This window comes from Streptomyces sp. NPDC053427, from assembly GCF_044544985.1.
Lineage (GTDB): Bacteria > Actinomycetota > Actinomycetes > Streptomycetales > Streptomycetaceae > Streptomyces.
In genome coordinates, this window is the sequence record NZ_JBITYA010000003.1 from 346,430 (window position 1) to 361,308 (window position 14,879).

Genomic DNA, 14,879 nt, shown 5'->3' on the forward strand with positions numbered 1-14,879 from the left:
TCAGTAGGCGAGCGGGAGGGCGTCCAGCCGCCGTTGCAGCGGGTTGGGCCGCCATTCGAGGGTCGCCTCGTCGGCCAGCCGCAGGTGGGGGAAGCGGCGGACCAGCGTGCCGATGGCCACCTCTGCCTGGAGCTTGGCCAGCGGGCCGCCGAGGCAGAAGTGCGGGCCGTTGCCGAAGCTCAGGTGCCGGTTGTCGGGGCGCGACAGGTCGAGCCGGTCGGGCTCCTCGAAGCGTTCGGGATCACGGTTGGTCGCGGCAAGCACCAGGTACACCAGCTCGCCCTCGCGCAGCGCCTGCCCGCCGATCTCGACGTCCTCGGCCATGACCCGGACGATCGCCTGGGTCGGCGTGTCGTAGCGGACGAGTTCGTCGACGGCCGTGCGGATGAGCGCCGGGTCCTCGCGCAACCGGGCCAGCTGGTCGGGGTGGCGCAGCAGTGCGAGCATGCCGTTGCCGATCAGGTGGGTGGTGGTCTCGTCTCCCGCGGTGATCAGGACGAAGCAGGTGGACAGCAGTTCGGAGTCGGTGAGCCGGTCGTCCTGCGCCTGCGTCGTGACCAGGGCGCTGACCAGGTCGTTGCCCGGGTCGGCCCGGCGGCGGCTGACGAGCCGGGCGAGGTACTCCTCGTACTGCTCGATCGCGGCTTCGGACTTGTCGATGTCCTCGCTGAGCCGGCCGAAGCGGCGGAACCAGGTCTTGACCTGCGGGAGGTCCTCGGGCGGGATGCCGAAGAGCTCGCAGACGACGGACATCGGCAGCGGGGAGGCGACCGCCTCGATCAGGTCCATGGCCGACCCCGCCGCCAGCGCCTCGTCGACGAGCCGGTCGACGATCCGCTGGATGCCGTCGCGCAGGGCTTCGACCCGCCGGGCGGTGAAGGCACGGTTGGCCAACTTGCGCAGCCGGGCGTGGTCCGGCGGGTCGGTGTTGCTCATCACCCGGCCGAGCCGGTCGGTGAGCCTGCTGAAGGCCTTCAGTTCGCCGCCGAGCGCTCCGTAGGCGCGGGTCATCCGGCCCCGGTCGTTGGACAGCCTCAGGTCCCCCAGGGCCGCCTCGACGTCGGCGTACCGGGTGAGGTACCAGATGCCCTGGGCGCTGCGGTGGACCGGGCTCTCCCGCCGCATGCGGGCGTAGAACGGGTACGGGTTCCGGCGGGCCTCGGGGGTTTGCAGCGCTGCGGCGAAGTCGCCGGGCCGGACGGGGCCCGCGGTGCCGCGGGTCCCGTCCAGGGTCTCGGTGGAGGTCACGTCGGCCGCGCTACCGCTGGGCGTCCATGGCGTCGACGAGGCTCTTGGGCCGCATGTCGGTCCAGGTCTGCTCGACGTACTCCAGGCATGCGGCGTGGGTGTCGGGGCCGTGCGCGACGGTCCAGCCGGCGGGGACGTCCGCGAACTGCGGCCACAGCGAGTGCTGGTTCTCCTGGTTGACGAGCACGAGGAAGGTGCCGGCCTCGTCTTCGAACGGATTGCTCATGGGTATCAGTCCTCCTGGTTGCGGGTTGAGGTGTCGCCGGTGGCCTCGATCAGCCGCCGTTGGTGGACGGCGAGTTCGTCCTCGCTCCAGGTCTGGGGCGCGCCCTTGAGTTCGACCCGAAGCTCCTTGTCTCCCCGCCGGCCCATGACCCAGAGGGCCAGCCCGGTGGTCGGTTCCGGGAGCAGGTAGTGCAGCGTGGCGGGGTGCCCGGCGAAGCTCGGCGGGGAGTCGAAGACCATGATGTTGACGACGAGCGGGAACGCCGCCCCGGTGGAGCCGGGCAGGCCGAGGTCCCGGAGCATGTCCTCGCTGCGGTAGCGCTGGTGAGCGAGGGCCGCGTCGGCCTCCTGTGCCACCTCGACGACGAGGTCGTGCCAGCGCTGGTCCGGTCGCATCGCCAGGCGCAGGGGCACCGTGTTCGCCGTCATGCCGGGCGTGGACAGCAGGGTGCGCTCGGCTCCCTCTCGCCCGGTGACGGGAAGGTCGATCAGCACGTCCCGGTCCCCGGTGAGCCGGTGTACGTAGAGCGCTGCCGCTGCGATCAGCGGGCGGGACCAGTGGACTTCGGCCTGCGTGGCCCGCGCTCGCAGCGCGTCCACGCGGAGCACCGCCGGTTCCACCACGGTGCGCGGGCCGCTCCCGCTCCGCGGAGCCCGGCCCGTGAGCTGAGCCGGCTCCGGCTGGTCGGCGAGCCGCTCCGTCCAGTACGACCGATCGGCGGTGAACTGCCTGGAGGCGCGGTAGTCGGCGTCACTGCGGACCAGCTCGTCCAACGAACGGAACGGCGACCGCGAGACCGGGCCGCCCGCGGCCAGCGCCGTGTACATCCGCGTGAGGCGCCGCCGGACGAGGGAGAGGCTGAACCCGTCCATCACCAGGTGGTGGTGGTTCTGGTACAGGAGGTGGTGTGTCGGCGACAGGCTGATCAGCGCGAAACTGAAGAGCGGATCGCTCGAGAGGTCCAGCGCACGCATCCGGTCACGGGCCATCCACGCGAGGCCTGCCGCTCGTGGGTCGGGCTCCGAGCTCAGGTCGAGCAGATGGGGTTCCCAGTCCCATGCCTCGCGGACCACCTGCAGCGGCTCCTGCCCGTGGTCGACGAAATTCACGTGCAGCGCGTCGATCTCGTCGACCACCCGGCGCAGCGCGGTCTCGAAGAGCTCCGCGTCGACCGGGCCGTGTACCTCCAGATAGTCGCCGATGCGGTAGGCGTCGAGCGCCGTCCGCGCGCGCTGCTCGGCCAGCCAGATCTCACGTTGGGCCGCCGTCAAGGGAAGGGCATCGCCATCGCGACGGGACATGGGGGTACCTCCAGAAGCGTGGGCAGGCGTGGTCGCCGGGCACGCCGGGACACGCCGGCCGCGGAGACGTCACGCGGTCGGCGGTCGGGTCGGGCGGTGGCTGCGGTCAGGCGGCGGGTTCGCCGGCCTGGAGTTGCCAGAGGGATGCGTAGAGTCCGTGCTGGGCGAGGAGTTCGTCGTGGGTGCCCTGCTCGGCGACGACGCCGCCCTTGTCCATGACGTAGATCCGGTCGGCGTGGCGGACCGTGGAGAGCCGGTGGGCGATGATCACCATCGTCCGGTCGGCCGCGAAGACGCGGAGCGTGCGCTGGATCGCGGCCTCGGTCTCGTTGTCCACGGCGGAGGTGGCTTCGTCGAGGATCACGACCGGTGCGTCCTTGAGGATCGCGCGCGCCAGCGCGATCCGCTGCCGCTGCCCGCCCGAGAGGGCGGCGCCGCGTTCGCCGATCACCGTGTCGTAGCCGTCCGGCAGCGTCGCGATGAAGGTGTGTGCCTCGGCCATCGTGGCCGCCTCGACCACCGCCTCGTCCGAGGCGCCGAAGCTGCCGTAGCGGATGTTGTCGACGATGGTGCCGTCGAAGAGGAAGGGGTCCTGGGCGACGAACCCGATCGCGTGGCGCAGATCGTGCCGCGGCACGTCACGCACCTCCCGCCCGTCGAGCAGCACACTGCCGAACTCTGCGTCCTGGAAGCGCATCAACAACTTGGCGATCGTCGTCTTGCCGGAGCCCGTGGCGCCCACGAGGGCGGTGACCTGCCCGGCGGGGATGGTCAGCGAGAGGTCCTCCAGCGCCGGCGGCCGACCGGGGTAGGCGAAGGTCACGTTGTCGAGGACGATCTCCCCGCGCACCTTCTCGACAGCGAGTGGTTCGCCGGTGCCGTCGGTCTCGGCGGGCAGGGCGCGCAGCCGCTGGACCCGGTCGTAGGAGGTGAGCGTGCGCTGGTACTGGTCGACGATGCCGCCGAGCCGGTTCATCCGCAGCAGCACCATCTGCGGCAGCCCGATCAGCGGGCTGAACACTTCGAACGGCAGGCTGCCGTTGAGCACCGACCGGCCACCGATCAGCAGGGTTCCGGCCATCGAGCTGGTCGTGCAGACCCGGACGATCTCGGCGTGGCGGATCGTGCTGTGGTCGGTCTGCCGGCTGCTCTCCTGAGCCTCCCCGCTCAGCTGGTCGATGCGCTCGGCCTCGTAGTCCTCGGTGCAGAAGCTCTTGACGGTGGCGCCGGCCTCCAACGTGTTCACCAGTTGGCTGTGCAGCCTGGCGCGGTGCTCGCCGGAGATGGCGTAGTCGGCCGCGACTTTGTCCTGGTAGTGGAACGACAGCCAGGCGATGACCGGGATCGGCAGGAACGCGATCCAGGCGATCTGCGGCGCCAGCAGCAGGAACAGCGGCACCAGGAGGGCCAGGCTGGTGCCCAGTTGCAGCAGGTCGTTGGCCGAGGTGGCGAAGAAGGCACCCAGCTGGCGGACGTCGTCGGTGAGCGCACCGGCGATCCGGGTGGTCCGCTCGCCTTCCAGGTGCCGCAGTTCGAGGTGCTGCACGTGGGCGTATGTCCGGTTGCGCCAGTCGTGCTCGATGTCCTGGCCGAGCCGGCGCCACTGGAGGTTCGAGGTGTACGAGAGGCTCGCCACGGCGGCACAGGCGGCGGCCACCAGCCCCGCCAGGCCCCAGAGTTGAGCGGACGCGGTGGTCAGGCCGAGGCTGACCAGCGGTGCGGCCTCGCCCTTGATGAGGACCAGCGCGGTCCAGCCGAGGAAGGTGCCGAGCGCCATCTCCGAGACCTGGCAGGCGACTGACAGCGCGGAGGCGCGGTAGAGACGCCGGCGGTGCGGTCCGACGATCTCCAGCAGGGGGTGTCGTTCGGCTCCGGTTCCGGGCAGGTCCTGGGTCGCGTCGGCCGTTTTGCGCCAGGCCTTCCGGACAACGGTTCCGGTCGCCGCCGCCACTCCGCCCAGCGCCACCAGCTGCTTGCTCAGCGCCGACCCGCGGATCAGGGCGATGCCGGCCGCCACCCCACCCCCGACGGCGAGCACGGGACGCACGACGCCGTGATCCGCGCGCGGGGCAGGTTCGGCGGCGGGCCGTGCCGGGGCCGGACGCCTCGCTCCGGCCGAGCCCCCCACAACCAGGGTGACGGCTTTGCGGACGAGCCGGCCGACGTCCGCCGCTTTCACCCGCGCGTCGTGCCGGACGAGGACGCCACCGGTGATCGGGCTGGCCTGCGCCTCGGTGATCCCGGGAAGGCGTCGCAGGACTGCAGCGAGGAGTTCGGCCGCCTGAGGCCGCCCGAGAACCAGTTTGACGTCCCAGCGCTGGCGCCCTGGAATAACCGAACGCGGACGCACGTCCAAATCCACGGAGCGATATCCGGCTGCGGCACCCAGCAGAGAGGGCATGTGTACGATCACCTTTATAGAGGTCGTAAAAACCGTGACGAGCACGACGAATTAACGCGACAGAGCGGAAAGTCCGGGGAATACGATGCGGTCGGTAGGTCCGCGGCCGACCACCACTCGGGCACATTTCTCCGAGCCCGCGTGGCGGCCCGGGCCGCTGGAGGAACCGTCAGCGTGTCTTGCCGGTGCCGGTGCCGGTGCCGGTGCCGGTGCCGGTGCCGGTGCCGACGCCGGCGGTCGCGCGGATCTTCGGAGCCCTCGCCTCGGCGTTGGCCCGGGCGGCGGCCTCGTCCTTCTCGCTCTTCGGGGTGCCGCTCTCGGCGGCCTGCTGACCGTCACCCGAACGGGCTTCGACGTCACCGGCGGCGATGTGCGCCGCCACCATCTCGGCGGCCACCTCGGCCGCAAGGTCGTGGATGTTCTCTCCGGCCGCATGGGTCGCCTTCTTCACCTCAAGGGCGAGACCGACGGACGTCTTGACGACGCCGCGCATCAGAGGCTTGAAGAGACGCTTGGCCAGTGGCGCGGCGATAAGGCCGATCAGGAAGGGCGGCACTACGGGCGGCATGTTGCTCCAACTTCGCTACGCATACGTATGACAGGAACCCCGGGTACTGCGAACACCGAAGCAGCACACAGCTGGGCGGATGGAAGCACCCATTCCCAGAATTCGCGATGCCCTACTGGGTTGAATTCCTCGTCGAAAGGGTCCGGCACCCGCCCTTCCATTACCGTAGTCGAGTCATGCCCATCGAGGCCAAATGGTCTCGGCTGGTTTCACCCTTGTGAGTGTCCTCGATCGTCCCGAGCAAGATTGATCGCTGTACGCACACTCACCGAACTATCTATTTAACTGATTTACCTACATACCGAGGAATGACGAGTTCGCGTGTCACCCGCCGCCGCAGGGCGGGAAGGGGATGTTCCGGCGCCGCAGCCACGTATCGTGGGGCTCCCTTTCGTGCCGGTGCGCGCTCGCCGGCCTGGTGGTCACGGCGTCAAGTCGAGAAATTCCCAGTGCGCTCAGGGTTGTGCATCGCTGAGTCATTTCCCCCAGTTCTGCAGGACCGTGGGGGTTGAGGTGATGTGCTGGGTGCCTGCACCGGGATCACGCAGAAACCGGTCTGCGTGGAACTGCGCGGTGTCGACGGCGGCGTTACGTGTGCCGGATTTGGCCGCGGCCACCACTTTCAGTTCATCGAGCAGGCGCCGCCCGACACCGAGCGCCCAGCCGGTGTGTCCGATTGCGGACATGTTGACCAAGCCGAGGCGGTAGATCGCGCCGCCGTTGGCCGGGGTCGTGGTTGTGGCGAGATACGTGGGGAGAACTCGTAACCGCCGAGGCTCTGCGGCAGTGCGGCCCCCACGACCCCAGCATCCAGCAACGCTCGCGCGATGTCCTCGGTGAGTCTGCCGAGTTCCTCGGCCGCGTCCGCGTCCGCGTGGAGCGCCCCGCCGAGTGCGTTGTTCCGCTCGAGCAGCGCGGGAAATTCCGGGCTCACGCGATCGTCTCCGTGGTCACCCGAGGGCGTGCCAGAAGGCGCAGTGGTGGCGGAGCTGCGCCGTGCGGGTGGGGGCGATGTGGTCCGGAGCCAGGGACAGCACGGTCTGCCGGGTCCAGTGCGGCGACGAGGGGCCGTTCGGATCGGTGGTGCGGGCGAAGCGGGTCCAGTAGTCGATCATGGTGTTGGCCAGCCGGTGCTGTGCCGCGGTCAGATCGCCGGGGCGGCCGCCCAGGTCGAACAGGTAGGGCAGTTCGCTCGCGTGTGGTGCGCCGAGCGGGAACGGCGGCGTGCCCGAGGTGAGTGGCGGGGGGTGCTCGTCGGCGAATTCGTAGCGCCAGACGGGCACATGGGCAGCGAGCAGGCCGTCGGTGTGCGCCGTCGGGCAGGCGAAGTCCGCGTCGCCGATGACCGCGCCGAACACCGGGCCGCCGTCGGTGCGGTGCACCGGGTATTCGCGGACGATCGCCTTCGCTTGCCCTGGGGAGGGGAAGAACGAGGCCACGACGTCGGGCCAGGTGTCGGGAGTGACGGGATGGCCGGCCTGGATGATCCCGGCGGCCCAGCCGTTGCCCTCGTCGTGGTTGTTGCCGATGAGCACGGGGACGCGGTGGAAGCGGCCGGCGGCGATCGCCGTTGCGGGGTCGGTAGGCAGCAACGGTGTGGTGTGAACGGGCTGTTGATCGGTGTCCTGGGCCGCGAGCAGACGGGAGACGTCCACCCGCCGAAGGCAGGCCAGGGCGTCGCGGGCGGAGCCGCAGCCGACCTTTGCCGCGAGGTCCGCACCCGCGGCGCGCGCCGTGGACAGGGGGACGGAGGACGGGGCGAACGGCCGGTCGGGGCGGCCTGTGCACGGGCCGCTCTCGATGATCGCCCGGTCGAAGAGTTTCGCGGCGGCGGGTGAGGCGAGCTGGGCGCAGACGCTGTAGCCGCCCGCCGACTCGCCGGCCAGCGTCACGTTGTGCGCGTCGCCGCCGAAGGCGCCGATCTCGGCGCGGACCCAGCGCAGCGCCGCCTGCTGGTCGGCCAGGCCGAAGGTGCCGGAGCCGGTCAGCCCGCTGTGCGCGAGGAAACCAAGGGCCCCGAGGCGGTAGTTGACGGTGACGACCACGACGTCGCCGCGGGTGGCCATCCGATGGGCGTCGTACGAGCTGCCCGCTCCGGTGGTGAATCCGCCGCCGTGCAGCCACACGAGCACCGGACGGGGGCGTGCCGGTCCTGCGCCGTCGGGTGTCGTGACGTTCAGGTGGAGACAGTCCTCGTCGGTGCTGCCGCCGGGCACCTCGCCGGCCGGTTGCGGGCAGGCGCTCGCGGGCCTGGTCGCGTCCCGTACCACGGGCCAGGGGGCCGCACGGCGGGGCGGCGCCCAGCGCAGACTGCCGACCGGGGGCGCCGCATAGGGGATGCCCTCGAAGGTGCGGTAGCCGTCGTGGGCGGTGCCCCGCACCGGGCCGTCGTGGGTGCGTACCGTCGTGGCGGCGGGCCGGGCGTGCTCCGTCGGCGGTGTTGCGGAACAGGCCGCAGCGAGCATGGCGGACAGGGCGCAGCACAAGGTGGTCAGGACGCGGTGCATGGTCATCATCTCCCCATCCGGTCAGCTGCCGCCCATGCCGCCCTGTGCGGCGATCATGGTCATCGGCAGAGCGCGTACAGCTGTCTCCAGGCCGGGCGCGAGGGTGGCGAGACACCCCGTGCAGGCGTCGATACGGGCCCGGAAGGTGTTCTGGTCATGCCGTGACACGACCGAACGCACGCCGCCCGCTGCGGCCAGCGCCAGCAGCGCGGCATCGGCCGCGGGGATCTCCTGCACGGGGCCTTCCCCGCGCAGCGCCGCGGACACGCGGGCGCGGAGTGCGGCGGGCACGGCGCGGTCCGGCACGGTCAGCCGCCGGGTGCCGAAGCGGGTGCGGGGCGCCTTCACGGTGAGGAGTCCCGCCTCGGCGAGCCGGTCCTCCACCTCCGTCAGAGTCCGCTTGCGGTGGCGGCGCACGAGGCTCTTCCAGCCGTGCCCGGCGGCGGCGTCGCGCAGCACGCCGTCCAGGACGGGGTCGCCGGTCGGGTCCGTGCCGGAGGCGGTGACCGTGCCGCCGTCCTCCCTGAGGCGGCCGCGCAACGCGAGGTCGATCAGGGCGGCGGCACGGACCAGCAGCTCCGTCCGGGAACGGTCGTAAGGGCCTTCGGCCGCGTCGTCGTGGGCGAGCAGATACATGAGGCATGCCAGGTCGTCGATCACACCTCGACGCTATGGGCGGCCACCCCGGATCCGGATCGGCCACGGGAACGGACTGGCACTGGGAACACAGGAGGACCGCGGCCCGGCCTCCTCCTCAAGGAGGAGACGGCGCCGTCAGGGGCGGCGCGGCCTTACGAGGTCGTGGTCGTAGGCGGCGACGACGGCCTGGACGCGGTCGCGCAGGCCCAGTTTGCGCAGCACCGCGGTGACATGGTTCTTGACGGTGGCCTCCGACAGACGCAGCCGCTCGGCGATCTCCGCGTTCGACAGCGCCTGCCCGATCAGGGTGAGGACCTCCCGCTCGCGGCCGGAGAGGTCCTGCAGGGAGGGCGGCGGCGCCGGGTCGGGCGTGGTCCGCAGGAACCGGTCCAGGACGCGGCTCAGCACGGTCGGCGCCAGCAGCGCGTCGCCGCGCGCGGTGAGGCGGATCGCGTCGACGAGTTCGGCGGGGCGCATGTCCTTCAGCAGGAAGCCGCTTGCCCCGGCCCGCAGGGCGGCGACCACGTATGAGTCCACGTCCCAGGTGGTCAGCACGAGCACCCGGGCCCGACTGCCGCACGCCGCGATCTGCCGGGTCGCCTCGATGCCGTCCACGACGGGCATGCGTACGTCCATCAGCACCACGTCGGGCGCCAGTTCCCGCGTCAGCCGCACCGCCTCCCTGCCGTCGGACGCCTCACCGACCACCTCCAGGTCGTCCCGCGCATCGATGATCATGCGGAATCCGGTCCGGACCAGGACCTGGTCGTCGGCCACCACCACGCGCAGCGTCATGACGCGCCCTCCACCGGCAGCCTCGCCGCCACCTCGAACCCGCCTCCAGGCAACGGACCAGCGTGCAGGCTGCCGCCTACGAGCCGTGCGCGCTCCTTCATCCCCACAAGACCGCGTCCCGCTCCTGCCGCGGTCGAACGGCCCTGTGATGGATGCCCGTTGTCGACCACTGTGACCGTCACGTACTCCCCTTCGGCCGCCACGCGCACGCGCACCTCGTCGGCGCCGGCCGCGTGGCGCAGCGTGTTGGTGAGCGCCTCCTGGACGATCCGGTACGCCGCCAGGTCCACCGCGGCCGGTAGCTCGTCGATGGCGCCCGTGCGGTGTACGTGCACCCTCATCCCGGTCGCGCGCACGGTGTCGACCAGATCGTCCAGGCGCGCGAGCGAGGACCCCGGCTCCCGCTGATCCCCGACCTCGTCCTCCCCCGTATCAGGACGGAACGCGCGTAGCAGCAGGCGCAGTTCGCCGAGTGCCGAGCGGGCGCCCGTCTCGATGGCCCGCAGTGCCTGACGGGCCTGTTCGGGCCGCTCGGTGAACACGTCGTCGGCGGCGCTTGCCTGGATCACCATCACCGACAGACAGTGCGCCACGACATCGTGCACCTCGCGCGCGATCCGCGCGCGCTCCTCCACCACGGCCCGGCGCATCTCCGCCCTCATCCGTGCCTGCTGTGCCCTGCGCCACTGCCCCGCGGTCCACGCCAGGACCACCGTCAGCAGATAGACCGTCAGACCCGCGGGACCGCCCGCCCCGAACGCCAGCGGCGCCGGCAGGCACATCGCCGCGAGCGCCTGCACCGACACCCGCCGAGGCCTGATGGCCGACAGCACGCACAACGAGACCTGCGCCGCGAGCAGCGCCCCCGTCAAGGTCACCGCGGGCAGCAGCGCCCACACCGCGAGCCCCGTCGCCGCGTTCACGGCCAGTACGGCGACCGGGGCGCGCGCCTGCCATCTCAGGGCGCAGGCCTGCGCGAGGACCAGGGCCACGGTCACCGGCAGTCGACGGCCGTGCTCTGCGCCGGCGACGAGCACCGAGGTACCGAGGACGGCCAGTACCAGACCGGCAGACCCCCACCACAGCAGCCGGGCCGCACGGGGCGACAGCTCACCTCGGGCTTTCCCGTCGAACGCGTCGTCCGGCCGTCTGCTGCTGCGGTCCACGCCCCGACCCTATCCGCGCCGGCGCGGGCCGGGCGGTTCAGGAGGCCGCCGCCCAACACGCCGACCGCCGGCCTCGGCGGCCGGCGTGTTCGGTCGTGTCCTGGACGCAGTAGATGCCGTCGCGGGCCCTCGAAGTAACGAAGCATCGCAGCGGCCGCCCCGGCCGGCACCCACCGGCGAGTGCCCGGATATCGGGCGCCGCCTGCCATTTTCCGACAAACACCGCTCAGTGTGGGAACTTCCGTTGACGCCGCGCCTGTCGCGATGTGATGGTACGGCCGCCCGGTCATGGACATGTCGTCCTCGGTCATCGTTATGTCGTCCGCCTGCCGTGCCAAGCCCCACCTCGTCGGAGACAGCAGGACGACGACAGGACGCTGCCCCGACCCGGCGTTCCACCAGAACCTCCGTCGGCGAACTCGCTACCCCCTCAAGGAGCCATGGTGTTACGAAGACTCGCGGTGGCCGGTATATCGCTCGCCATCACCCTCGGAACGGCGGTGCTGACTGCAGCACCCACGGAAGCGGCCGCACCGCAGGCGCAACCGGCCACCACCCCACCCGTCGTCAGCAAGGCCGCGGCCGGCGACGCCCCGGACGTCGACGTGGCCAAGGTCCAGGCACATCTCACCGAGCTGAACGCCATCGCGACCCGCAACGGCGGCACCCGCAAATCCAGCGGCCAGGGCTACCGGGACTCCGTCGCCTACGTCAAGGGCAAGCTCCAGGCGGCCGGCTACACCGTCACCGAGCAGCCCTGCACCTCCGGCTGCTCCACCGGAGCCGGACCCAACCTGATCGCCGAATGGCCCCAGGGTGACGCCGGCACGGTCTACATGTTCGGCTCCCACCTCGACAGCGTCGGGGCCGGACCCGGTATCAACGACAACGGCTCCGGCTCGGCCGCACTGCTGGAGACGGCGCTCACCCTCGCGGAGCAGAACCCCGCCATGGCGGCCCGGGTCCGCTTCGGTTGGTGGACGGACGAGGAGCAGGGCCTCAACGGCTCCGACTTCTACGTCGGTTCGCTGTCCGCCACCGAGCGTTCGAAGATCAAGGCGTACTACAACTTCGACATGATCGCCTCGACCAACGGCGGTTACTTCATCAACCACGTCAACTCCGCCGCCGCCCAGCCGATGAAGGCGTACTGGGACTCCCTCAACCTCCAGCCGGAGGAGAACACCGAGGGCGCCGGCCGCTCCGACGACTACTCCTTCGAGCAGGCGGGCATCGCGACCTCCGGGTACGCGATGGGAGCCGGCGCGAGAAAGACGTCCGCGCAGGCGACCAAGTGGGGCGGCACGGCCAATCGCGCCTACGACTCCTGCTATCACCAGTCCTGCGACACCACCAGCAACATCAACAGCACCGGACTGAACCGCAGCGTGGACGGCATCGCCTACACCCTCTGGAAGCTCGCCGTCGCCAACTCCACCCCCGCGAACGACTTCTCCCTGGCCGCCGCCCCCACCACGGGCAGCGTCGACCCGGGCGGCACGGCCACCAGCACGGTCTCGACGGCGACCACCAAGGGCTCCGCCCAGACCGTGAAGCTGTCGGCATCCGGCGCCCCGGCAGGCGTCACCGTCTCCTTCAGTCCCGCCTCGGTGACCTCCGGCGGCAGCTCCACCATGACCGTCGCCACGGCGCCGAGCACGGCCCCCGGCACCTACCCCCTCACTCTCACCGGCACCGGATCCGTCGCCCACAGCACGACCTTCACCCTGACGGTCAAGGGGACCGGAAGCTGCACCGGCCAACAGCTCCTCACCAACGGAGGGTTCGAGAACGGCACCGCACCCTGGACGGGTGACACCGGCACGATCGGTGCCCACTCGGGCCGGTCCGCCCACAGCGGCAGCCGGTTCGCCTGGCTCGGCGGCTACGGCTCCTCCGCCACCGACTCCCTCAGCCAGTCGGTGACCCTGCCCTCCGGGTGCGCCAAAGCCACCTTGACCTACTGGCTGCACATCGACACCGACGAGACCGACCGCGTCACCTACGACACCTTCAGGGTCAAAGTGGGCAACACCACCCTGACGACCCTCTCCAACACCGACGCCGCGACCGGCTACACCCAGCGCACCCTGGACCTGACCCCCTACATCGGACAGCAGATCACCCTGACCTTCGCCGCCACCGAAGACGCCAGCCTCCAGACCAGCTTCGTCATCGACGACGCAGCCCTGCAGACCGGCTGACCCCCAACTACCCGGAGGGGCACGGCACCTGCACACCGCCGCTCGCCCCTCCGGCACTCACCGGCCGCTGACCCCGAGCGGGTCGGCGAGCAACGTTTTCCTCCGCCTCCGGCAGACCTTCATCCGGGCTTACGGGGCCACCGGCTCAGCAGGCCGTCACTTCTTCGACGTAAGCCCCAATGACCTTACGAGCTGGGCCAGTTCCTCGTTGAAGAGCTTTTCCGGGCTCGTGGTCTGGGTGTGCAGGTGGCCGTAGATCTCCAGCGTTACGAGGCCGTGGAGGTGGCCCCAGATGCGCAGGGCGAGGGCCACGGCGGCAGGGGGGAGGTCGGGGAAGGCCGGGCGGACCTTGCCGAGGAGGCCGGCGTCGAAGTCGGACCACTGGAAGTCGCTGCCCGCGTAGCAGTGCTCGGCGTGCGGCCAGGCGGCGGCCGCGAGTGCGGTGAGGCCGGTGCAGACCCGCTGCGCGGCGTCGGGGGCGGCGCCGCCCTCGGGAGCGACGTAGCCGGGTACGGGGTCGCCGTAGATGAGGCGGAAGCCTTCGGGGTTGGCCAGCGCCCAGCCGCGGAAGGCGTGTGCCCATGCCCGGATCCGGTCGGCTGGATCGCCCGTGGGGGCGGCGTCGACGGCGTCGGCGAGCGAGGTGTACACGTCGTTGATGAGCGTGGTGACCAGGTCGTCACGGGTGGCGAAGTAGCCGTAGATGGCGTTGGCGGTCATGCCCATCTCGCGGGCGATGGCACGCAGCGTGATCGCGCTGGGGCCGCCCGAGGCCATCAGCTCCAGCGCCACGCTCTTGATTTCGGCCGTCGTCTCGGCCCGCAGCCGCTCACGCCGTCCTCCGGTCCCCGTACGTGCCATGCCGGCACTCTACAGCGTCACCGTATTGGGTGCCGTATCTAAACTTCACGCCGTATAGTTTCTGCACGGAGTCCGGACGTGCGGCGGTAGCCGGCATGTCCAGCCATGACCAAAAGGGGAGAACCATGCACATCGGAGTGATCGGTGCCACCGGCACCATCGGCAGCCGGGTCGTCACGGAGGCGCTCGGCCGTGGGCACCACGTCACGGCACTCAGCCGCGACGCCTCACGGATCAACGAGAGCCGCGCAAACGTGACGTGGGCCAGCGTGGACGTCCTTGATCCCGCAAGCATCGCCGCCATCCTGCCCGGCCTGGACGTGTTGATCAGCGGGTTCCAGCCGGGCAACGCGGCCAAGGATTTCGCGGACACCGTGCGGCGCTCCATCGCCGACCCCACGGTTCACTCCACCGCCGCCCGGGCCCTGCTCAAGGCCCTGGAGAGCCAGCCCAGGACCCGGCTGATCGTGATCGGCGGTGCCGGCAGCCTGGAGACAGCACCTGGAGTGGTGCTCGCCGACAACGACGACCAGATGCACGAGACCCTCGACCAGCTGGGACTGCCCCGCGAGTACGCGGCCGCGGCACGGGGAGCCAGGGACGGCTTGAACGTCCTGCGTACGTCGAACCGGCTCTGGACCTACTTCAGCCCCGCCGAGGACATCGCCCCCGGCGAGCGCACCGGCCGATTTCGGATCGGCACCGACCAACCGGTCCGGGATGCCGCCGGACTCAGCCGCATCTCCGCCGAAGATGCCGCCGTCGCCTTGATCGATGAAGTGGAACTGCCCCGCTTCGTCCAGCGCCGCTTCACGATCGGCTACTGAACGCAGGCACAGCCGCTTCCGGGATCCCCACGGGAAACCGTGGCGGTCGCTGCGAAGGTTCTCGGCAGGCTCGGCAGGCTCGGCAGGCTCGGCAGGGTCGGCGCACGGCGAGGGCGGGGGAGAGCCGGCCGTCGAT

Annotated in this window: 13 protein-coding genes; 2 read left to right on the forward strand and 11 right to left on the reverse strand. The window is 70.9% G+C overall.

Features of this window, described 5'->3' with window-relative positions; all coding sequences use genetic code 11:
* From ACIGWZ_RS09575 to ACIGWZ_RS09620, 10 genes are all read right to left on the reverse strand, one after another.
* Positions 1-1,248, reverse strand: coding sequence for a cytochrome P450 (locus tag ACIGWZ_RS09575; RefSeq protein ID WP_400062566.1), 1,248 nt, complete (start codon positions 1,246-1,248; stop codon positions 1-3).
* Between the two features lie 10 nt (positions 1,249-1,258).
* On the reverse strand, positions 1,259-1,474 hold the full coding sequence (locus ACIGWZ_RS09580; protein ID WP_400062568.1) for an MbtH family protein: 216 nt from the start codon (positions 1,472-1,474) through the stop codon (positions 1,259-1,261).
* Between the two features lie 5 nt (positions 1,475-1,479).
* On the reverse strand, positions 1,480-2,775 hold the full coding sequence (locus ACIGWZ_RS09585) for a condensation domain-containing protein (RefSeq protein ID WP_400062570.1): 1,296 nt from the start codon (positions 2,773-2,775) through the stop codon (positions 1,480-1,482).
* Positions 2,776-2,881: 106 nt separating this feature from the next.
* Positions 2,882-5,176 carry an ATP-binding cassette domain-containing protein gene (locus ACIGWZ_RS09590; RefSeq protein WP_400062572.1) on the reverse strand — a complete coding sequence of 765 codons (2,295 nt, stop codon included), beginning with the start codon at positions 5,174-5,176 and terminating at the stop codon, positions 2,882-2,884.
* A gap of 169 nt (positions 5,177-5,345) precedes the next feature.
* Positions 5,346-5,744, reverse strand: a complete 399-nt coding sequence (locus ACIGWZ_RS09595) for a DUF5132 domain-containing protein (RefSeq protein WP_400062574.1) — start codon at positions 5,742-5,744, stop codon at positions 5,346-5,348.
* A 476-nt stretch (positions 5,745-6,220) separates the two neighbouring features.
* Positions 6,221-6,439, reverse strand: a complete 219-nt coding sequence (locus tag ACIGWZ_RS09600; protein ID WP_400062576.1) for a hypothetical protein — start codon at positions 6,437-6,439, stop codon at positions 6,221-6,223.
* Between the two features lie 255 nt (positions 6,440-6,694).
* Entirely contained in the window at positions 6,695-8,257 is a 1,563-nt protein-coding gene (locus ACIGWZ_RS09605) for a carboxylesterase/lipase family protein (RefSeq protein ID WP_400062578.1), read from the reverse strand.
* 15 nt (positions 8,258-8,272) lie between these two features.
* Positions 8,273-8,911: a GPP34 family phosphoprotein gene (locus ACIGWZ_RS09610; RefSeq protein WP_400062580.1), complete on the reverse strand. Its 639-nt coding sequence runs from the start codon at positions 8,909-8,911 to the stop codon at positions 8,273-8,275.
* Between the two features lie 114 nt (positions 8,912-9,025).
* Complete coding sequence (locus ACIGWZ_RS09615) at positions 9,026-9,685, reverse strand: response regulator (protein ID WP_400062582.1); 660 nt, start codon at positions 9,683-9,685, stop codon at positions 9,026-9,028.
* Positions 9,682-10,851 (reverse strand): sensor histidine kinase, encoded by a 1,170-nt coding sequence (locus ACIGWZ_RS09620; RefSeq protein ID WP_400062583.1) that lies wholly within the window; start codon positions 10,849-10,851, stop codon positions 9,682-9,684. Before ACIGWZ_RS09620 ends, ACIGWZ_RS09615 begins: the two co-directional genes overlap by 4 nt.
* A 443-nt stretch (positions 10,852-11,294) precedes the next feature.
* Here ACIGWZ_RS09620 and ACIGWZ_RS09625 point away from each other — a divergent pair, with 443 nt between their 5' ends.
* Positions 11,295-13,055: a M28 family peptidase gene (locus ACIGWZ_RS09625; RefSeq protein ID WP_400063248.1), complete on the forward strand. Its 1,761-nt coding sequence runs from the start codon at positions 11,295-11,297 to the stop codon at positions 13,053-13,055.
* Positions 13,056-13,211: 156 nt separating this feature from the next.
* Here the strand turns inward: ACIGWZ_RS09625 and ACIGWZ_RS09630 are convergent, their stop codons facing one another.
* Positions 13,212-13,916 carry a TetR/AcrR family transcriptional regulator gene (locus ACIGWZ_RS09630; protein ID WP_400062585.1) on the reverse strand — a complete coding sequence of 235 codons (705 nt, stop codon included), beginning with the start codon at positions 13,914-13,916 and terminating at the stop codon, positions 13,212-13,214.
* A gap of 125 nt (positions 13,917-14,041) precedes the next feature.
* Here ACIGWZ_RS09630 and ACIGWZ_RS09635 point away from each other — a divergent pair, with 125 nt between their 5' ends.
* Positions 14,042-14,743 (forward strand): NAD(P)-dependent oxidoreductase, encoded by a 702-nt coding sequence (locus ACIGWZ_RS09635; RefSeq protein ID WP_400062587.1) that lies wholly within the window; start codon positions 14,042-14,044, stop codon positions 14,741-14,743.
* Positions 14,744-14,879 lie beyond the last annotated feature (136 nt).

What these genes read in the sequence shown, in the direction of transcription:
- ACIGWZ_RS09590 (WP_400062572.1), bottom strand. Translation starts at nt 5,176, where the DNA reads ATGCCCTCTCTGCTGGGTGCCGCAGCCGGATATCGCTCCGTGGATTTG.
- ACIGWZ_RS09615 (WP_400062582.1), bottom strand. Translation starts at nt 9,685, where the DNA reads ATGACGCTGCGCGTGGTGGTGGCCGACGACCAGGTCCTGGTCCGGACC.
- ACIGWZ_RS09580 (WP_400062568.1), bottom strand. Translation starts at nt 1,474, where the DNA reads ATGAGCAATCCGTTCGAAGACGAGGCCGGCACCTTCCTCGTGCTCGTC.
- ACIGWZ_RS09635 (WP_400062587.1), top strand. Translation starts at nt 14,042, where the DNA reads ATGCACATCGGAGTGATCGGTGCCACCGGCACCATCGGCAGCCGGGTC.
- ACIGWZ_RS09630 (WP_400062585.1), bottom strand. Translation starts at nt 13,916, where the DNA reads ATGGCACGTACGGGGACCGGAGGACGGCGTGAGCGGCTGCGGGCCGAG.
- ACIGWZ_RS09595 (WP_400062574.1), bottom strand. Translation starts at nt 5,744, where the DNA reads ATGCCGCCCGTAGTGCCGCCCTTCCTGATCGGCCTTATCGCCGCGCCA.
- ACIGWZ_RS09585 (WP_400062570.1), bottom strand. Translation starts at nt 2,775, where the DNA reads ATGTCCCGTCGCGATGGCGATGCCCTTCCCTTGACGGCGGCCCAACGT.
- ACIGWZ_RS09605 (WP_400062578.1), bottom strand. Translation starts at nt 8,257, where the DNA reads ATGACCATGCACCGCGTCCTGACCACCTTGTGCTGCGCCCTGTCCGCC.